This window comes from Maribacter sp. PR1 (assembly GCF_028464145.1).
Taxonomy (GTDB): Bacteria; Bacteroidota; Bacteroidia; order Flavobacteriales; family Flavobacteriaceae; genus Maribacter.
The window spans coordinates 442,134-460,581 of record NZ_JAQPCG010000002.1; the positions used below are offsets into that span (position 1 = coordinate 442,134).

An 18,448-nucleotide genomic window follows, 5' to 3' on the forward strand; every position below is an offset into this window, starting at 1 on the left:
TTAAATTAAATGGGCCTTCTGATTACTATGGAATTTTTCTATTCGAAATCAGCCGGGGAAACCCCTTCATTTACTTTTATATCCGAAAAGATGAACTCAATGTTTTGAGGCCCCATACTCTGTGTCAATTTAAAAGGGAACAATATTCCGGAAACTTCCTTGTAATCGTCGAGCATCATGGTCTGTTGCATGGTTTGTCCTTGCATCTCCAGAACATTTACCTCTTGCAGTTTAAGTCCGGATTCCACATCATAAAAGGCCGTTTTATTATCCGTGATTTTCACTTTGTACGCTTTTTTTTCACCGACCATATCGGTTCCTTCCAAGGAAATATCTCCTGCGGCCAGATAATTAAGTTCAGGGAAAGGGGCAGACTCCTCCTTTATTTTTGTTATTTCCTCATCGGAAAAGTCCTTACGTTGACCCTGCGCTACTACATAACCTTTATCACCGTCCAAGACTTGTTTACTAACAGAATTGCCCATCATGGTAATATCCTGCATAAACTGATCCTTGGACGTTTTTTTAAGTTCAAGATTCAGTTTCATCCCTTGCATTTCAGCTTCGGCGGTCATGGAATAAGAATCTACACTTTCTAATTTGTCCTTACCACCAATGGCTTCAATGTATTTTTCAACCACTTTTTCGGCCGTTAGACCTTCAGGAGTAGCTGCATTATAATCTGGTTTTTCTGTCTTTTCCGCGGTTTTGGTATAGAAAAGAACGGGTAACTTTTTCCCTTTAAACTCGACGTTTTCCAAATTCTCTAAAACTTCACTGCCTTTACCGGCAACAACAACGCGTGCATTCGAGGAGCTAAAATATTTTTTTGCTGCATTTTGAACATCTTCTACCGTGATATTTTCCAAACTCTCTAGATAGGTTTTGTAAAAATCTTTTGGCAACCCTTCCTTTTCAATGTTCAATGCGTAATTGGCAATGGTCTGTGGCTGTTCCAAAGCCATCACAAACCTACCGGCATATTTAGCCTTTGTATTTTCCAATTCCTTTTCGGATACCGGTTCAGTAATAATTTTATCAATTTCTTTTAGAATTTCAACTACGGAACTGTCGGTAACTGCATTACGTACACTTGCCACTGCCCTAAATCTAGTTGGTTCGTATTTGTCGTCTCCAATAACAGAATAAGAACCATAAGTGTACCCTTTATCCTCTCTTAGGTTTAGGAAAAGTCGGGCTTCTCCACCACCACCTAAAATTTGGTTCGCTACCAATGCAGGCAAATAGTCATCATCCTTCATTTTAAGGTTGACGATATTCTGTACCGCTATTTCAGATTGCACGGCATTGGGCATATCCACGAAACTAATCTGCGTATTGTAGACATCTTTAGGTTTGCTATAGGAATATGAAGGGGGAATAGCTTTGGTCCAAGAAGTAAAATGTTTTTCGGTCAATTCTTTTACCTCATCGAAATTTACGTCACCTACTACGACCAAATAGGCGTTGGCGGGAACAAAATATTCCCTATAGAATTTTTTTATATCTTCTAGCTTAACATTGTTTACGGTTTCAATGGTTGTGAATTCACCATAGGGGTGGTCTTTGCCGTAGGCCAGTGCCCTTTGAACCCTACCGCTAATGGCAGAAACATCTTTTTGCTCAGCTTTTAGCCCTGTAATCAATTTTTCCTTTTCCTTTTCAAACTCTTCCTGGGTGAAATTTGGGTTAATGGCTGCATCGGCCATTAGCTCCATTATTCTAGGAAAATATTTGGAGAGCGAACTTGCGAAGGCACTTTGCGACCCAAAATTAAGTCTAGCCCCAAGGAAATCGATTTCTTCGTTGAATTCATCCTTGGATATGTTCCTTGTTCCATTGCCCATCAAAGATCCCGTTAAACTTGAAACACCAGCTTTATCGCCTTCTAGGATGGGAGGGTTGTCAATTGTCAATTGAATGGAGACCCTTGGGAGTTTATGGTTTTCGACCACCAAAACCTTTAAACCGTTATTAAGGTCAAAACTCTGAGGTTCCTCAAGGTTGATTTCAGGAGCTGGTCCTGGCTCGGGCATTTTGGTTCTATCTACTTGAGCCTGTATCGCCAAGGTAGATAGGACGGTAAAAAGTAGTATATATAATTTTTTCATTTCAGTTCTAATTTGAAGGTTTTTCTTCTGGTAAATAATCGATTACAACGTGTTGGTTCGGTTTCAAATATTTTTTGGCCACTTCCATAATTTCTTCACGAGTTACTGACCTATAAATATCTATTTCCTTATTTATCAGCGAGGTGTCGTCATAAAGCATATAATTTCTTGCCAAGGAATTGGCAATACCCTCCACACTGGAATTTGAATTCACAAACTGGTTCTCAAATTTATTTTGAAGCTTTTGATAGTCCCTTTCAGAAATCAAATCCGTTCTTACTTTGGCAATTTCCTCCTCCATTTCGGCGATAAGCGTATCCGTGGAAGTCTCGCCCACTGGTAGGGCAAAAACCAGATACATACTGTAATCTTCTTGTGGAATATTAAAGGCGCCAACTTGCAATGCCTGCTTTTGATCATCTACCATTTTTTTGTAAAGCTTGGATGTAGGCCCATCACTCAAATAGGTTGAAATCATATCCAATACATAGGCATCCCTTTCCTTAAAGCCAGGTGTTCTATATGCCAACCCTGCTGCCGGTATTTGGATATTGGGATCGTAGGCTGTAGCTTTTCTTTCTGTGGTAATGGGTGTTTCTTGGGGATAATTCCGAGCTACTTCCGCTCCCTTTGGAATAGGTCCAAAGTAATCTTTTATCATTTGCTTGGTTTCTTCAACCTTAATATCCCCGGCCACAACCAGAACAGCATTATTGGGGACATAATACTTTTTATTGTAGGCGACAACATCATCCAGGGTTGCTGCATCCAAATCCTTCATATATCCAATATTTGGATCTTTGTAAGGGTGTTTTTCAAAGAGATTTTTTCCCAATACAGGAAGTAACTGGCCGTATGGAGAATTATCGTAACGTAACCTTTTTTCCTCTTTTACTACTTCGATTTGTGTATCTACACCATCTTGGTTTATTACTGGGTGCAACATTCTTTCCGATTCTAACCATAAGCCCAGCTTAAGATTATTGGATGGGAAAACCTCGTAATAATAGGTTCTGTCCTGTGAGGTGTTTGCATTGTTCGTACCTCCGTTGGAGGATACAATTTCGAACCACTTTCCTTTTTCAATGTTCTTGGTTCCCTCGAACAATAAATGCTCAAATAAATGTGCAAATCCTGTTCTGCCTTCAGTACGATCTTTACCTCCTACGTGGTACATCACCGAGGTGGTAACGACGGGAGCCGTATTATCTTGGTGAAGAATGACATGGAGTCCATTGTCGAGGTCATATTCTTCATAATTTACTTCTTGCGCCTGGATAGTAACGCAAGAAAGGAGAAGGCTCGAGGCCATGAGTAATGTTTTCTTCATTTTTTAGTGTTTAGTGTTTATCACTTTAATGTGTCTATTGTTAATGATTATTGTTACACGAAAATAAGGTTTTGTAGGTTTAATCTTAAATAATCAAAGGGTTTTATAGCCTGTCCGCTAACAATATCACAAAGATTTATTAACTTATGAAAAAGAAAAAAATAAATGAAAAATTACACACTACCTATTCGATTTGGAATTGTAACCAGTGCTTGTCTTATTGCCTACTTTTTGATTTTGGCATCACTAGGGTTACATACTAATGTTTTTTACAGTCTTTTTAATGCAGTAATTACAGGATTTGGTATATATGAAACTATAAAGTACCTAAAGATAAAAAGGCCCGAAACATTTACGTATAGTACAGGTTTTGTGGCCGGTCTTGTTACTGGCGGAGTGGCTACCCTTCTTTTTACATTGTTTTTTGCGTTTTATTCAACCGAGGTCAACCCTGGTTTTTTGGAGGAACTTTCCACAAAATGGGCCAAGGAATATGAAAACTTTGAAGCTATCGTATTTTTGGTAGTCGCTACCATGGGTTTCGTAACTTCACTTGTGCTTACACTCTCTTTTATGCAGCTTTTTAAATCTTCCAATAATTTAAAACGAAAGAGTAGCTAAATTCGTAAAAAAACCCTTGTGGGTTATGGAATAAGCAGTATATTTGCACCCGCCTATGGAAAAAATCCAGTAGGTTTTAACAATACATTTTTAACGATATGTACGCAATTGTAGAGATGGCAGGGCAGCAATTTAAAGTTGCGAAAGACCAAAAAGTGTACGTTCACCGTTTGCAAACAGAAGAGGGAAAAAAGGTAACTTTTGACAATGTTCTTCTTTTGGATGATGGTAAGAACGTTACTATTGGCGCCCCGGCTATAGACGGAGCCGCAGTAGAGGCAAAAGTCATTAAGCACCTGAGAGGTGACAAAGTAATCGTTTTTCACAAGAAAAGACGTAAAGGTTATAGAAAGAAAAATGGGCATAGGCAATCCTTAACGGAGATTGTAATTGAGTCTATTGTTGCAAAAGGTGCTAAGAAGGCGGCCCCGGCTAAGAAAGAGGAAAAACCGGTCGCTAAGAAAGCTGCTCCGGCAAAACCAAAATCTGAGGGTAAAGCAGCTCCAGTAGAAAAATCTGTTGCCTCTAAACCAAAAGCAGCCAAAGCAAAAGCAAAGGCTGATGACCTTAAAAAGGTTGAAGGTATCGGACCAAAAATTGCAGAGACCTTAAATGCTGCTGGTATTTCAACTTATGCAGAATTGGCAAAATCCACTCCAGAGAAAATTGCCGAAATAATCGCTGATGTTCGTGGTAACCACGTAACCGATACTTGGCCAGCACAAGCTAAATTGGCAGCTGAAGGTAAGTGGGATGAGTTGAAGAAATGGCAAGACGAATTAGACGGAGGTAAAGCTTAATCGCAATTCTCCAAAGTATAATAATATAAAACCTTAAAATTATGGCACATAAAAAAGGTGTAGGTAGTTCTAAAAACGGTAGAGAGTCAGAATCAAAACGATTAGGTGTTAAGATATTTGGTGGCCAGGCAGCAATTGCCGGTAATATTATCGTTAGACAACGTGGTACAAAACATAATCCTGGTGAAAATGTTTACGCAGGAAAAGATCATACGTTGCATGCCCGTGTAGATGGTATGGTTAAATTCGAGAAAAAAGCGGGAGGTAAATCCTACGTTTCTATTGAGCCCTTTGAGGCGTAAAAGAAATTCTCGTTTAGAATAACATAAGCCCTCACAACTGTGAGGGCTTTTTACTTATAACAATTTGTCGGCAACTTCTTGCCAAGTATTGACTCTTTCTATTCCGGTGGTGTTCACGTTGTGCGGTGAGGTAAAGAGCAGGGAACGCCCGTCAAAATGAGTTAGGTTGTAGCTTCTGTCATCAATTAGGACATCTCCCTTGAGAATATGTTTATGTCCGCATAGGATTCTATTTTGCCATGGAATAAAAGGAAAATGTTCATCTAACCAATCGCTTTTTTCTTCTAAGGAGTTTGGAAACTGCATAGCGGCAGATGCGATATAAACTTCATATGTATCAGCTAAAACATTCAATATTTTTTGGCTGTCGACGACTGGCTTTAAGTCCCTAAAAAATCCTCTTCTCCTAGCATGATTCCGAACGCTATCCTGATGTGCATCGGGAACCATATGCCAAACTTCTTTGCCTAAGCATAGCTCTTCTGTAAGTTCACCATTGAATTCTTTATTATATATCTCTATATGTGCGCCGTAGGTATCCGCCAATACCTCGTCCATATCTACATAAATTATCATTTTTTTGAACGATTTGGAGTTATTATTTGTCCAGTCCAGCCTGTGCCAAGGTAATTAGGAGTGCCAGTTTTATGGATTCTTCATGGGGCTCATCGTTTACATACCATTCGTGAAGCGAATGGGCTCCACCACCTGAACCACCTCTTCCAATACACACCGCGGGTATACCCTTGGAAACGGGTATATTGATGTTCGTTGATCCTCTGCCTAAAGACGGTGTGACACCAAAATATTCTGTGGCAGCCATACTTCTTTGGACCAATGGAATATCTTCAGAAAGTTCACCTGATGGCCTATCGCCAATTTTTATAAGTTCGTAGGTGACTTCATCTTCTATTCCGCTGCTATTATATTCATTTATGGCTTTTTCTACAGATGATTTAAAAATAGCTTCTATTTCTTCCAAATTTTTTGGGCTAATGGCACGCATATCCACCTCCATCCAAGATTCGAAAGGAATTGAGTTTACAGATGTTCCTCCCCCAATGCGCCCCACATTAAAACTCGTTTTAGAAATATCACCTGAGGTATATTCCCAAGCCGCTTTCGAAAAAACATCAATAGCCATACCCAAGGCATGATGTGGGTTGGCCAATCCAAATGCTCCCCATGAATGACCTCCTTTACCCTTAACCAGCAATTTATACCTCTTGGAGCCTAACCCGGCATTGCTCACTCGTCCCATACTACCTCCATCAATGGCAATCCAGGAATCTATATCCAAACCCGATTCATTAAATATGTATTTCATGCCTCGTAAGTCACCCAAGCCCTCTTCACCCACGGAACCCACTATGAGCACGTCCTTTTGGGTTTTAATATTCGCCTTGTTCATCGCTTTTAACATCGAAATAAGGTTAGCCAAAGCTCTGGTATCATCACCTATACCGGGAGCCTTAAGTGTATCGCCAATTTTTTTAACCGTCACATCTGTACCTTCGGGGAAAACGATATCGAGGTGCGCATCAATTCCAACATATCCCGTTTCATCGGAAACACCTTTTCGTAAACCGATTACATTTCCCACGTTATCCGTCCAGATGCTATCTAATCCAGCTTCTCTAAGTAGCTGAGCAAATGCCACACCTCTTTTATCCTCTTTAAAAGGGGCCGCAAGTATTTCAGTGAGTTTTATATGGTCTTTAGTCGTTTGTTCTTTTTGTTCTTCAATTTGGCCAAAGGCAACTTTTACCTTTTTATCTTTTGCCAAACGAGCTATTTCTTTAGTATATTTTTTTTCAACAGAAATAGTATTCTGTGCTTGAATTAGATTCGCCAACAGGCCAAATGTCAGTAGTCCTAAGTAGATTTTCTTCATAATACTTTTATTTAAAATTGCCCGATTGATAAATTGTCTGGCACTCAGCGTGAATTTAAAGGATATTCCATAAAAGGAAAATAGCGGAGGCAAAAAAATAAAAGCCCTTACACAATGTAAGGGCTTTTTTTATCATATTTATATATTTAATATCTGTAATAATCGGGTTTAAATGGACCTTCGACGGTTACCCCTATATATTCCGCTTGCTCCTCATTTAGCTCCGTTAATTCAGCTCCAAGTCTAGAGAGATGTAGCTTCGCTACTTTTTCATCCAAATGTTTCGGAAGCATATAAACTTGGTTTTCATACTTGTCGTTATGATTCCATAATTCGATTTGAGCCAAGGTTTGGTTGGTAAATGAATTACTCATTACAAAACTAGGATGACCTGTAGCACACCCTAAGTTTACAAGCCTACCTTCGGCCAGTATAATGATATCCTTACCCTTAACCGTGTACTTATCAACTTGAGGCTTGATTTCATCCTTAGTAGCTCCATGGTTATTATTTAACCACGCCATATCAATTTCATTATCGAAGTGGCCTATATTACAAACAATGGCCTTGTCTTTAAGTGCCTCAAAATGCTCACCTCTTATGATATCCTTGTTTCCTGTAGTAGTTATAACGATATCTGCCTTGCTAATGACGGTCTCCAATTTTTTCACCTCAAAACCATCCATACAAGCCTGTAGTGCACATATTGGGTCAATTTCAGTAACGGTTACTATGGAACCGGCACCTTTAAAAGAAGCCGCAGTACCCTTACCTACATCTCCATAACCGGCCACTACAACTCTTTTACCAGCTAACATTGTATCTGTTGCCCTTCTTATGGCATCAACAGCACTTTCCCTACAACCATATTTATTATCAAACTTAGATTTGGTTACGGAATCGTTTACATTGATAGCAGGCATTGGAAGTGTTCCCTTTTTAACACGCTCATATAAACGATGAACGCCTGTTGTTGTTTCTTCCGATAATCCTTTAACCCCACTTGCCAACTCTGGGTACTTATCAAGAACCATATTGGTTAAATCCCCACCATCATCCAAAATCATGTTCAGTGGTTTTCTATCCTCACCAAAAAACAAGGTTTGTTCTATACACCAATCGAACTCCTCCTCGTTCATACCTTTCCAGGCGTACACAGGTATGCCTGCTTCTGCAATAGCTGCTGCAGCTTGATCCTGGGTAGAGAATATATTACAAGAACTCCAAGTAACTTCGGCCCCAAGAGCGACCAAGGTTTCAATTAGAACCGCTGTCTGAATCGTCATGTGCAAACAACCAGCGATACGAGCGCCTTTAAGTGGTTGCTCATCTTTATATTCTTCACGCAAGGACATTAATCCTGGCATTTCAGCCTCAGCTAATTCAATTTCTTTTCTACCCCATGCCGAAAGGCTAACATCTTTTACTTTATAGGGTACAAATGGAATGGTGGTGGTGCTCATATCTATTTTTCTTTTTACTTTCGTTTAAAGCACAAAGCTTTTTTAAATGTCCTGCAAAGGTACAAAATACCCTAATAATCAATGCCTCTTTACAAAACTATAACAGTTAATAAAGATACCTCGATAGCTATTTGGAAGGTTGAAGAGACGGAGGGTTTTTTAGCCGAAGGAATTGAATTGTCAGACCATTGCCAATCACGTTACGATGGCATGAAATCCGAATTACACCGAAGGGCCTTTTTGAGCATCCGGCATTTAATGGCCATTTACGGGTATGTGGATAAAGACTTATTTTATGATGAAAGTGGTAAACCACATCTTAAGGATGGTAATTTAATTTCCATTTCCCACTCCCATAATTTTACGGGAATTATCATAAGTAAATCTGACGATGTAGGAATCGATATAGAAAAACAAAGGGAGAAAATTCTTAGAATTGCCCACAAATTCACTCCTTTTGAGGAATATAGGACATTGGCAAATACAATGGCAATTGTACGAAAATTAACCATTGTTTGGGGGGCCAAGGAGTCACTTTATAAGATTTACGGTCAACAAGGCATCAGTTTTTTGCATCATATCAATGTAGCGGATTTTTCCTTTTCCGAAAATAGGACTACCGCGGAGATAATTTATGAGGGCGATATTTCCCATTACAAAGTGGACTTCATAGAATTTGAAGGTTTCACCTGTGTTTATGCCATTAAAGATAAAACCGACTAGCTTTTGGTTATTCAATCAAATATCTTTACTCGATATAAGCGCTATAATTGCTCTAAAAATTAATCGGTATAAATAAAAATTTGATGCCCTTTTTGTACCCTGAGGTATCTGGAATACGTAAAAAGCTGACATGGAAATATCTGTAGAACTTACCTTTTCTCCTTTGCAGGATGATTTTGAGGAACACATCATTAATTTTATAAAAAAACTGAGGAATTCTGGACTTGTGGTTTTGGAAAATCCTTTAAGCACTCAGGTTTTTGGACCTTATGATACCGTAATGGAAGTCTTAAAAGTCGAAATCAAAACTGCTTTTGAACTAATGGACAAGGGATTGATGTATATGAAAATGGTAAAATCCGATAGGAGCGCGTATGAGCCCCATTTTTGATTTTTTTTTAGGGCCTTATAAGGATAAGGAAACATTTATTATCGTGATTGAAGCGATTGTTTTTGTTACCGGTATTCTAAGTGTTTGGTATGCAAAAAAGGAGAATATTCTGGTCTATCCAACAGGTTTGGTAGCCACGGTCCTTACGGTCTATCTATTATATCGAGATCGGCTGATGGGGGATATGATGATGAATTTTTATTTTTCGGTCATGAGCGTATATGGTTGGTGGAACTGGGCAAGGACTAAGAATAATAAAAAGGTCGTTCATATTTCCAGAACCAATTCTAGAGAGAAAATAATTGGCTTTGGCCTTTTTCTTATGACCATGATCATTACTTATGTGGTGTATCGAGTTTTTGATGTAGAAATTGGTCCCTCTAACTATATAGATATATTTACTTCTGGAGTTTTCTTTACGGGAATGTGGTACATGGCTCTTAAAAAATTGGAAAACTGGACACTATGGATATTGGCCGATATCATAACAGTGCCACTCTACGCCTACAGAGGTTGGGGCATGCTTTCCCTGCAATACCTTATATTTACCATCTTGGCTATCCAAGGTTATTTTGAATGGAAGAAAAGTATAGACAACAACCGTCAAATATTATAAAAGTAGTTCTCTTTGGCCCGGAATCCACGGGAAAAACTACCTTATCGGAACAACTGGCGCGACATTACAATACGGTTTGGGTTCCGGAGTATGCAAGGGAATACCTTCAGAATAAATGGAACAACGAACGTAAAACTTGTGAGCCAGAAGATTTACTTCCTATAGCTGCAGGCCAAATGCAATTGGAAAATGACCTGACCAAAAAAGCAACGAAAATTCTCATTTGCGATACCGATTTACTGGAAACAAAAGTATATTCAGAGGCCTATTATGTGGGAGATTGTGATCCCACATTAGAAAAGTATGCCATTGAAAACACGTACGACCTTTATTTATTAACCTATATAGATATTCCTTGGGAGGCAGACGATTTACGTGATAAACCAGATGAAAGAGAGGAGATGTTCGAATATTTCAGGGCGACTTTAGAAAAGTTTGAGCGCAATTTTATTATCTTAAAAGGAAATAAAAAAGAGCGACTTAATCTCGCAGTGGAACATATAGATAATTTATTAGGAAAATGATAGAATTCACAGAACAGGACAGAAAACAAATGGCAGAAAAAGGAATTGCCAAAGAGAAAGTAGTAGACCAAATCAACACCTTTAAAGAAGGCATTCCTTTTGTAGACTTACAGGGTGCCGCTGTTGTTGGAAATGGCATATATCGTTTTACAGATCAAGAAGAACAAGATTTAATCGCCTTATACGAAACCAGGGTAAAAGACTTGGATGTGCTAAAGTTTGTTCCCGCTTCTGGAGCTGCCTCACGTATGTTCAAAGCCCTATTTGCTTTTTTGGATAGTTATAAACCCAAGGACGAAACTTTAAAGGCCTATTTAGAACGTACGGGCGATAAGGACATAAAATTACTTTCCGAAGGAATGGAAAACATGCCCTTTTATGATAAAGTCATGAATAGGCTGCCCAATTCATTTGAAACAGAGGGAGAAAAAGTCTATCTGTTTGTACAAGAATTGTTGGGCGAGAATGCCTTGAATTATGGCTTTTACCCAAAGGGCTTATTACCATTTCATAAATACGGTGAAAATACCGCGACCCCCTTTGAAGAACATTTAAAGGAGGGTGCCCTATATGCAAGCTCCTCCAATACCTCAAATTTGCATTTTACAATTTCTGAACAGCATGAAGAAATGTTTAAATCCGAACTTGAAGAGGTAGGCGATAGAGTTTCTAAGGACACCGGGATTTCATATGTCGTGGATTATTCATTTCAAAAACCTTCTACGGATACTATTGCGGTAGATATGGAGAATAAACCATTTAGAAACCCTGATGGGACTGTTTTGTTCAGACCCGGAGGTCATGGAGCTTTAATAGAAAATTTAAACGAACAGGATGCAGATATTATCTTTATTAAGAATATAGATAATGTAGCTGTTATGAAAGATGCCAAGGACGTAGCGGACAGCAAAAAAACATTGGCGGGAGTTTTATTAAAAGTTCAGAAAAGAGCTTTTAATTACGCAAAGATGTTAGATGGTGTCAATGCTTCCCAAGCGGATTTAGGTACAATCAAAGAATTTTTGGAGAATGAATTAAATGTAAAATTTAAGGAAGGTTATGATAAGTTATCCGATGGAGAAAAGAGGAATCTTTTAAAGTCCAAAATAAATAGACCTATTAGAATTTGCGGTATGGTAAAGAATGAAGGGGAACCGGGTGGGGGGCCTTTCTGGATAAAAAATGCGAAAGGTGAAATCTCCTTACAAATAATAGAATCTGCTCAAATAGATATGGATAACCAGGAACAGGTTGAGATTTTGCAGCATTCTACACATTTTAACCCTGTGGACTTGGTTTGTGGAATTAGGGATTATAAAGGCGATAAATTTGATTTGCTGAATTTTGTGGATACCAAACAAGGTTTTATTACAGGAAAGACAAAGGATGGGAAGGAATTAAAAGCCTTGGAATTACCTGGTCTGTGGAATGGAGCAATGGCTCATTGGAATACTCTTATGGTAGAGGTGCCTTTAGTAACCTTTAACCCCGTTAAAACAGTTACGGATTTACTTAAAGAATCCCACCAAGCATAAAGATTGTTTGAATTGAATAAAAAAAGTGTGTATTCGTTACACACTTTTTTTATTCCTGCACACTATTATACAACCGATAGTAAAGCGGATATAATTCTAATTTATTATATACCAGTTTGTTATATCAAAAATAATCCTCTTATTTTTTGTGGTATCATTTTTTCAATAGTTGATGTAAAGAAGTTTAATCTAAATCAATAAAAAAATGAAAAATATAGTATTTGCCACAGCATTAGCAATAGGCGGTTTGACTATAGGTACAGCTGCAACTCCCATTATATTTCATGATGGAATAATGGAAGAGGTCATTGTTCAAGGTTATGAGGAAATTGCGGTTTCCGATGTTCCGGAAGCAGTGACTACAGCATTGGAAGCAGATTATCCAGGTGCTAGTATCAATAAAGCTTACATGAATGAGGAAAGTACCTATAAATTAGAAGTTTCTACCGAAGACGGTAGTAGTATGGAACTCTATGCAGATTCCGAAGGAAACTGGCTTGAGATGTAAATTGTTCTCTATAGTTTGTTTATTTGAAAAGGCTGCTTCGGTAGCCTTTTTTCGTTAAAATGTTCTAAAAGATTAGGGAGTGGAAATCCAATTTAGAATGTCATCCGTAATTTAAAGTAGTATGATTTAATAACGATTAAAAATTTTAAGATGAAAAAGTATTTAATATTGATTTTGATAATGGTTGGTGTGATAATGAGTGGACAAGCAATGCAGAATCAGAATGATGAAGTTTTAAAGAAAGAAGTACTTAACGATGATTATGAACGTATATCTTCCAGTGAATTGACACCTCCAGTAATTGAGGAAATTCTAAAACAATATCCTACATCAAAATTAGGTGCAGCCTATAGAAACACTGAGGGAGAATTTAAGTTGATCATGGTTCTGAAAAGTGGAACTAGGAGAACGGTTTATATTGACCAATATGGGAATTGGATAAGAAAGAAAAAAATTAGGACAAATTCATAATAAAAAAGGCTGCTTCGGCAGCCTTTTTTATTATTATAATGGGTGTGCCTAATTTAAATTATGCATCCGTTTTAAAATCGCTTCTTTGTATATGTATAACTTTTACCCAACATAGGACCTTTAAGCACACATTTACCCAAATAAATCTTAAAAAATATTATTTAAATAATTGAAATCCAAATAGTTGTATTTATTAGTTAATCATGGCATCATTTTGCTACTATACCTCTTGAATTTGAAAACAATTATTAATTATTAAATATTTAGAATTATGAAAAGGTTAGTTTTATTAGGAGCATTAGCAATAGCAAGTTTACCGGTAATGGCACAAGATGCCGATTTAGCGCAGGCAGATGCCACGGAAATGGTTGCAGTTGCGGATGAATTTACCGAAATTGAAACTTCAGAATTACCAGAGGCGGTAACCAATGCAGTTTCAACAAACTATCCAACAGCAACTATCAATAAAGCTTATGTGAACGAAGAAAAGCAATATAAGCTAGAGGTTGCCTTGGAAGATGGTACGGCAGGAACACTTTATGCCGATAAGGAAGGGAATTGGTTAGATATGTAATCACAAAAAGATAACTTGTTTGTATCAAGTTGGTTTGGTCAGAAAAAGGTAGCAAATTGCTGCCTTTTTCTATTTTTTGACCCTTTAGCTAAATTCAGTAATCTTTAAGAAAATTTTAGAAGGAATACTTATAGGCAAATGTTACTTTTACGATTACCCCATTTAAGAGAACAAGAAAACCTATATGCCCAAGATTCTGATTATAGAAGATGACACCTCTTTTGCTCAAATGCTTCAAAAGTTTTTAAGTAGAAATGGTTTCGATGTAATCTTAAGTTCAACGGGTTTGGATGGTGAAAAGCAAATTGAAGAACATACTTTAGACGTAATTCTCACGGATTTAAGACTTCCAGACTATGATGGCATCCAACTTATAAATTCAATTCAAGATGATATTCCAGTAATTGTGATGACAGGATATGCGGAGGTTCAAACCGCAGTAGAAGCCATGAAACAAGGTGCATATGACTATGTTTCAAAGCCTTTTACCCCGGACCAAATTCTATCTACAATTGAAAATGCTTTAAAAGGTAAAGGTCCATCAACCAATAAGAAAACACAGCAAGAAAATAAAACAACCTCTGAGGAGACTTTGTCAGAATCGGTCAATAGGAGAGGTGAGCATCTCGAGTTTGTGAGCGCGGCATCGGAAAAGTTGCAACAGTATATTTCCCTGGTTGCTCCAACGGACATGTCCGTACTCATTACGGGGGATAGCGGAACCGGGAAGGAAGTAACCGCAAAATCAATTCATTCTACAAGTAAAAGAAATAAGGCCCCTTTCATAGCCTTGGACTGCGGGGCAATCCCCAAGGAATTGGCGGCCAGTGAGTTTTTTGGTCATCTAAAAGGAAGCTTTACAGGGGCCATTTCGGATAAGGTGGGTAGTTTCGAAGCTGCAAATGGTGGGACTTTGTTTTTGGATGAGGTAGGGAATCTTTCCTACGAAAATCAAATTCAACTGTTAAGAGCTTTACAGGAGCGTAAAATTAAACGGATAGGGAGTAATAAGGAAATTAATGTGGATGTCCGTATAATTTCTGCCACCAATGAGGATTTAAAAGAAGCTGTCGGGCAAGGTGATTTTCGGGAAGATTTATATCATAGATTAAATGAATTTTCATTAAAAACACCTTCATTGGTAAACAGAATGGAGGATTTGAGTATTTTTTCGAAATATTTCTTAAGTCTTTCCAATCAGAAATTAAATAAAAATGTACAGGACTTTAATGGTGAGGTATGGGAAATATTTAAAACGTACCACTGGCCGGGCAATATACGAGAACTACAAAATGTAATACAAAGGGCAGTTTTATTGACAGAAGGTGATAAAGTAATTTCCACAGTACTGCCCATTGATATGTTAGAACCTTCTACTGTAGAAAATAGTTCTGGTACTATGACCAAGGAAGAATTTGAAAAGGATCAAATAATAAGGGCATTGAAAAGAACAAATTATAATAAGTCCAAAGCGGCCAAACTATTACAAGTCACGCGAAAGACTTTATATAATAGAATTAACCACTACAATCTAGATTTTTAGTTCAACTCTGTATGCAATTGAGAAATGAGTATTTGCAATCGCTTCTCAAGTATTTTATACTCCTTTTTTAATTCTTGAGCTATAAATTCCCCGTCATCACCATTTTCAAATTTTTCCAGTATCTGGATACAACTGGCAATTTGTAATTGTCGGAACATAGGCAGCATTCTGTGGGCTGTTTTACCCAATTGTTTTTTGTCATTGTTTTTGAATGCAGTATGTATTTCCTTTTGATTATTAATGGTATTCTGTTCAAAAGTGCTCAATATTTCTTGTATGGCTTTTTGGTCGTTGCCTAGAAAAGTTTTTAGTGAGATGAGGTCATACATTTTATCATTTTTTTGACCTTCGTTATTTTTGACTTTAAGGTTATTTACAACTTTAACATTGTCTGTAAGCTCTGCCATTAAACGGAATATCTCATTTTTTGCAAAAGGTTTTTTCAGGACTCCACTGAACCCCTTTTGCACGAAAAAGTCTTTGCTCATATCCCTTCTGCCGGTCATGGCGATTATAGGTTGTCCCTTATAATGTTCATAATCTTTATTATGCAGTTTTTGTAAAACATCAAAACCTGTGACATAGGGCATTTCAATATCCGTTAGAATAATATCGTAATTTATTTCACTATTTTTTTCTAATTGGTTGAAATCCGAAAAAAGGTAGGTTCGTAGGTTCTCTCTCTTCATCATTTCGCCAAGCATATGTAAAAAGGAAGTATCATCGTCTATAACGACAACACGCAATGGTTTACCTGAAAAATTATAATCTTCTTTCTTCTCCTTGATTATTTCTTCAGCGGAAAAAATAATGGGTAACTCCAAAGTAAATCTACTTCCTTTTGCTACTTCACTTTTTAGACCAATGCTTCCACCTAATAATTCAGTGAGCTTTTTGGAAATGGTAAGACCCAATCCATAGCCCCCATATTTTTTTAAGTCCTTGTCCTTAATCTGGGTGAACTCGTTAAATATATGTTGCTGTTCATCTATTGGGATTCCAATACCTGTATCGGATACAACAATTTTAACTGCACCGTTATTTTTAATCAAATGGGCCTCTAGTCGTACCTCACCTTTATTGGTGAATTTATAGGCGTTTCCCAAAAGGTTGGATACAATTTGCCGAATTCTTAGCGGGTCGCTTATAATTGGCTTTTTTAGTGCATCATCTATTTGGATTTTGGTTTGAACCGTCCCGTTTTCCTGGGTCGTTCTAAAACCCTCGACTGTTTCATACAGTAAATGATAAAGGGAAAATGGAGTTTTTTCTGGGTTCATTCTGCCAGCTTCCAATTGAGAAAAATCTAGAAGGTCGTTGACCAAATTATTTACGTAATCCGTGGCTGATTTTATATGGACCAGATGTTGTCCTTGACTCTGTGTAATATCAGAGTCCTCCAAAAGGTTGGTATACCCGGTTATTGCATTTAATGGAGTCCTTAAATCGTGGCTTACAGTCCCAATGAGCTGTTCCCTACTTTTCAGTAAACCTTCAGAGTATTTTTTTTCTTTCTCCAATTTTTGTCGATACATACTGGCTTTCCAAAAATCCCTATTCAAAATAAAAATGAAAATACCAACGACTATAAAACCTAAAAGAGCAGCAATTATGGCTAGGCGCACACTCCTTTTGAGGGCCGTTTCTTTTTTTATGTTTTCATTGATTGTATTCTTTAAAATTTCTTGCTCAAAGGAGGATAGAATACTTCTTAATTGTTGGGACAATTCAACATCTGTTTTGTTAATTGCAATTTCCCTAAGTGCCAAACTATTTTCGTTGAGCCTGTTTTCTTTTTGAACCTCCCTAAGCAATGCCTTAGAAGCCTGCAAAACACTATCGGCCTTTAGCTCTTTTTCCTCTTCGGAATCTTTAGGAACATTTTGGTTTAAATATTTTGCTAGGTCCCTAATGACCTCTTGAGCTTTTGGTGATAAGTCCTTAATATTTGGTGCAATACCTTCTGGGGTGATTACACCCAACGACTCTTCTAACTGATCAAACTCTGTTAGGGCTTTATTTATTGCCAAATCGGTTTGGTCCCTGGTTTTAAGTCTTCTTAAAACCTTATTGTTGGCAACTTTTCGCTCTAGTAGTATTTGAAGGCTGTCCAATAGTTTTTTCTGGTAATCGCTGGTCGTAAAAGATTTTAGTTGCTCAATGTCCTTATATGTTGAGTCTATTTTTAGTATGTAGGTATCAAAGGCTTTTTTTTCTTTGGACTGTAGGGCAAGTTTGGAAAGACTTTCGGCCTCATATAGTTGAGTTATTAAAGAGCTGGTCTTTAAAAGTTTTGAATCACTCCTTTCGGTTTCTTCCTTGGTGATGTAGGTTCCTATTTCTGAATAGACATAATAGGTTGCAATCCCGGCTAATACTAGCAGTAGTAAGTAGCTAAAAACAATTTTGATAGTAAACTTGTTTTTGGATTTTTCCATGAATACTAGTTACGAACTAAATCAGATTATAAGTTTTAAAGCGGTGTTAAATCTTTGTACTCCTTCTTTGTTAAGCTATTGGGTTTCTTTTTACCATAATTTTATTTTTTCTATCTAAAAGTGACCTTTTAAATACTTATGTGTCTTAATAAGTGAATTAGAGAAAGAGATAACTAATGCGATGTCATTAACAGAAGATAATAACGAACCTTTATAGAAACACTAACTATTAACTATGAAGGAACCATCAAATGAACCATAATTTTAGATTGAACTCGATTCCTCGGTAATTGTAATTGAACCATTCTTTTTTTAGAAAAATGGGTTCTATGGTTATTAGAAAGTTTAGAAAATTGGTTTTTTTGGTTGGTTGTGAAGGGAGTTGCTTAGGCGGCTCCTTTTTTTATACCATTATGCCAATTGTGATCAAATCAATTTTTTTCTAAAAAGAATTCAATAATTTAGAAAAACTAATTTACATTTGTTCCATCTCAAAGGGGTGCCGAATCCAATTTTGGAGGAAGCTGAGATTATACCCAATGAACCTGGGCGGATAATGCTGCCAAGGGACGGCCACGGATAAAGGTCCTTAGGGCTTTTTGAA

18 protein-coding genes are annotated in these 18,448 nt (G+C 37.4%); 12 read left to right on the forward strand and 6 right to left on the reverse strand.

The window, feature by feature from the left end; translation table 11 throughout:
- Positions 1-38 precede the first annotated feature (38 nt).
- Together PP182_RS05635 and PP182_RS05640 are read right to left on the reverse strand one after the other, a co-directional pair.
- Entirely contained in the window at positions 39-2,111 is a 2,073-nt protein-coding gene (locus PP182_RS05635; protein WP_272650360.1) for a M16 family metallopeptidase, read from the reverse strand.
- A gap of 7 nt (positions 2,112-2,118) precedes the next feature.
- Positions 2,119-3,441 carry a M16 family metallopeptidase gene (locus PP182_RS05640; RefSeq protein ID WP_272650361.1) on the reverse strand — a complete coding sequence of 441 codons (1,323 nt, stop codon included), beginning with the start codon at positions 3,439-3,441 and terminating at the stop codon, positions 2,119-2,121.
- A gap of 165 nt (positions 3,442-3,606) precedes the next feature.
- Here PP182_RS05640 and PP182_RS05645 point away from each other — a divergent pair, with 165 nt between their 5' ends.
- From PP182_RS05645 to rpmA, 3 genes are all read left to right on the forward strand, one after another.
- Positions 3,607-4,062, forward strand: a complete 456-nt coding sequence (locus tag PP182_RS05645; RefSeq protein ID WP_272650362.1) for a DUF4199 domain-containing protein — start codon at positions 3,607-3,609, stop codon at positions 4,060-4,062.
- Positions 4,063-4,160: 98 nt separating this feature from the next.
- On the forward strand, positions 4,161-4,862 hold the full coding sequence (gene rplU / locus PP182_RS05650) for a 50S ribosomal protein L21 (protein WP_272650363.1): 702 nt from the start codon (positions 4,161-4,163) through the stop codon (positions 4,860-4,862).
- 41 nt (positions 4,863-4,903) lie between these two features.
- Positions 4,904-5,164 carry a 50S ribosomal protein L27 gene (rpmA, locus tag PP182_RS05655; RefSeq protein ID WP_094997093.1) on the forward strand — a complete coding sequence of 87 codons (261 nt, stop codon included), beginning with the start codon at positions 4,904-4,906 and terminating at the stop codon, positions 5,162-5,164.
- 54 nt (positions 5,165-5,218) lie between these two features.
- Here the strand turns inward: rpmA and PP182_RS05660 are convergent, their stop codons facing one another.
- The 3 genes from PP182_RS05660 to ahcY all read right to left on the reverse strand — a co-directional run bounded on the left by PP182_RS05660 (position 5,219) and on the right by ahcY (position 8,521).
- Entirely contained in the window at positions 5,219-5,740 is a 522-nt protein-coding gene (locus tag PP182_RS05660) for a 5' nucleotidase, NT5C type (RefSeq protein ID WP_272650364.1), read from the reverse strand.
- 22 nt (positions 5,741-5,762) lie between these two features.
- Positions 5,763-7,058: a M20/M25/M40 family metallo-hydrolase gene (locus PP182_RS05665; protein WP_272650365.1), complete on the reverse strand. Its 1,296-nt coding sequence runs from the start codon at positions 7,056-7,058 to the stop codon at positions 5,763-5,765.
- A 146-nt stretch (positions 7,059-7,204) separates the two neighbouring features.
- Positions 7,205-8,521 carry an adenosylhomocysteinase gene (ahcY, locus tag PP182_RS05670; RefSeq protein ID WP_272650366.1) on the reverse strand — a complete coding sequence of 439 codons (1,317 nt, stop codon included), beginning with the start codon at positions 8,519-8,521 and terminating at the stop codon, positions 7,205-7,207.
- 81 nt (positions 8,522-8,602) lie between these two features.
- On the opposite strand from ahcY, the gene PP182_RS05675 reads away from it, so the two are divergent.
- The 9 genes from PP182_RS05675 to PP182_RS05715 all read left to right on the forward strand — a co-directional run bounded on the left by PP182_RS05675 (position 8,603) and on the right by PP182_RS05715 (position 15,406).
- Complete coding sequence (locus tag PP182_RS05675; RefSeq protein WP_272650367.1) at positions 8,603-9,244, forward strand: 4'-phosphopantetheinyl transferase family protein; 642 nt, start codon at positions 8,603-8,605, stop codon at positions 9,242-9,244.
- Positions 9,245-9,374: 130 nt separating this feature from the next.
- On the forward strand, positions 9,375-9,635 hold the full coding sequence (locus PP182_RS05680) for a hypothetical protein (RefSeq protein WP_272650368.1): 261 nt from the start codon (positions 9,375-9,377) through the stop codon (positions 9,633-9,635).
- On the forward strand, positions 9,619-10,251 hold the full coding sequence (pnuC, locus tag PP182_RS05685; RefSeq protein WP_272650369.1) for a nicotinamide riboside transporter PnuC: 633 nt from the start codon (positions 9,619-9,621) through the stop codon (positions 10,249-10,251). The genes PP182_RS05680 and pnuC overlap by 17 nt, the downstream gene beginning before the upstream one ends.
- On the forward strand, positions 10,212-10,775 hold the full coding sequence (locus tag PP182_RS05690) for an ATP-binding protein (RefSeq protein WP_272650370.1): 564 nt from the start codon (positions 10,212-10,214) through the stop codon (positions 10,773-10,775). The genes pnuC and PP182_RS05690 overlap by 40 nt, the downstream gene beginning before the upstream one ends.
- A complete protein-coding gene (locus tag PP182_RS05695; protein ID WP_272650371.1) occupies positions 10,772-12,310 on the forward strand; it encodes a DUF4301 family protein in 1,539 nt (512 codons plus the stop codon). Before PP182_RS05690 ends, PP182_RS05695 begins: the two co-directional genes overlap by 4 nt.
- A gap of 205 nt (positions 12,311-12,515) precedes the next feature.
- Positions 12,516-12,818, forward strand: a complete 303-nt coding sequence (locus PP182_RS05700; protein WP_272650372.1) for a hypothetical protein — start codon at positions 12,516-12,518, stop codon at positions 12,816-12,818.
- A 150-nt stretch (positions 12,819-12,968) separates the two neighbouring features.
- Positions 12,969-13,289, forward strand: coding sequence for a hypothetical protein (locus tag PP182_RS05705; protein WP_272650373.1), 321 nt, complete (start codon positions 12,969-12,971; stop codon positions 13,287-13,289).
- A 271-nt stretch (positions 13,290-13,560) separates the two neighbouring features.
- Positions 13,561-13,863 (forward strand): hypothetical protein, encoded by a 303-nt coding sequence (locus tag PP182_RS05710; protein WP_272650374.1) that lies wholly within the window; start codon positions 13,561-13,563, stop codon positions 13,861-13,863.
- Between the two features lie 184 nt (positions 13,864-14,047).
- The gene (locus PP182_RS05715; RefSeq protein ID WP_272650375.1) at positions 14,048-15,406 is read left to right on the forward strand and encodes a sigma-54-dependent transcriptional regulator; all 1,359 of its coding nucleotides are present in this window, start codon (positions 14,048-14,050) and stop codon (positions 15,404-15,406) included.
- Here the strand turns inward: PP182_RS05715 and PP182_RS05720 are convergent.
- Positions 15,403-17,844, reverse strand: coding sequence for an ATP-binding protein (locus PP182_RS05720; protein WP_272650376.1), 2,442 nt, complete (start codon positions 17,842-17,844; stop codon positions 15,403-15,405). The two genes, PP182_RS05715 and PP182_RS05720, sit on opposite strands and share 4 nt — an antisense overlap.
- Positions 17,845-18,448 lie beyond the last annotated feature (604 nt).

Excerpts from the sequence above, each read along its gene's own strand:
- PP182_RS05635 (WP_272650360.1), bottom strand. The coding sequence starts at position 2,111 with ATGAAAAAATTATATATACTACTTTTTACCGTCCTATCTACCTTGGCG.
- PP182_RS05640 (WP_272650361.1), bottom strand. The coding sequence starts at position 3,441 with ATGAAGAAAACATTACTCATGGCCTCGAGCCTTCTCCTTTCTTGCGTT.
- PP182_RS05645 (WP_272650362.1), top strand. The coding sequence starts at position 3,607 with ATGAAAAATTACACACTACCTATTCGATTTGGAATTGTAACCAGTGCT.
- rplU (WP_272650363.1), top strand. The coding sequence starts at position 4,161 with ATGTACGCAATTGTAGAGATGGCAGGGCAGCAATTTAAAGTTGCGAAA.
- rpmA (WP_094997093.1), top strand. The coding sequence starts at position 4,904 with ATGGCACATAAAAAAGGTGTAGGTAGTTCTAAAAACGGTAGAGAGTCA.
- PP182_RS05660 (WP_272650364.1), bottom strand. The coding sequence starts at position 5,740 with ATGATAATTTATGTAGATATGGACGAGGTATTGGCGGATACCTACGGC.
- PP182_RS05665 (WP_272650365.1), bottom strand. The coding sequence starts at position 7,058 with ATGAAGAAAATCTACTTAGGACTACTGACATTTGGCCTGTTGGCGAAT.
- ahcY (WP_272650366.1), bottom strand. The coding sequence starts at position 8,521 with ATGAGCACCACCACCATTCCATTTGTACCCTATAAAGTAAAAGATGTT.
- PP182_RS05675 (WP_272650367.1), top strand. The coding sequence starts at position 8,603 with ATGCCTCTTTACAAAACTATAACAGTTAATAAAGATACCTCGATAGCT.
- PP182_RS05680 (WP_272650368.1), top strand. The coding sequence starts at position 9,375 with ATGGAAATATCTGTAGAACTTACCTTTTCTCCTTTGCAGGATGATTTT.
- pnuC (WP_272650369.1), top strand. The coding sequence starts at position 9,619 with ATGAGCCCCATTTTTGATTTTTTTTTAGGGCCTTATAAGGATAAGGAA.
- PP182_RS05690 (WP_272650370.1), top strand. The coding sequence starts at position 10,212 with ATGGAAGAAAAGTATAGACAACAACCGTCAAATATTATAAAAGTAGTT.
- PP182_RS05695 (WP_272650371.1), top strand. The coding sequence starts at position 10,772 with ATGATAGAATTCACAGAACAGGACAGAAAACAAATGGCAGAAAAAGGA.
- PP182_RS05700 (WP_272650372.1), top strand. The coding sequence starts at position 12,516 with ATGAAAAATATAGTATTTGCCACAGCATTAGCAATAGGCGGTTTGACT.
- PP182_RS05705 (WP_272650373.1), top strand. The coding sequence starts at position 12,969 with ATGAAAAAGTATTTAATATTGATTTTGATAATGGTTGGTGTGATAATG.
- PP182_RS05710 (WP_272650374.1), top strand. The coding sequence starts at position 13,561 with ATGAAAAGGTTAGTTTTATTAGGAGCATTAGCAATAGCAAGTTTACCG.
- PP182_RS05715 (WP_272650375.1), top strand. The coding sequence starts at position 14,048 with ATGCCCAAGATTCTGATTATAGAAGATGACACCTCTTTTGCTCAAATG.
- PP182_RS05720 (WP_272650376.1), bottom strand. The coding sequence starts at position 17,844 with ATGGAAAAATCCAAAAACAAGTTTACTATCAAAATTGTTTTTAGCTAC.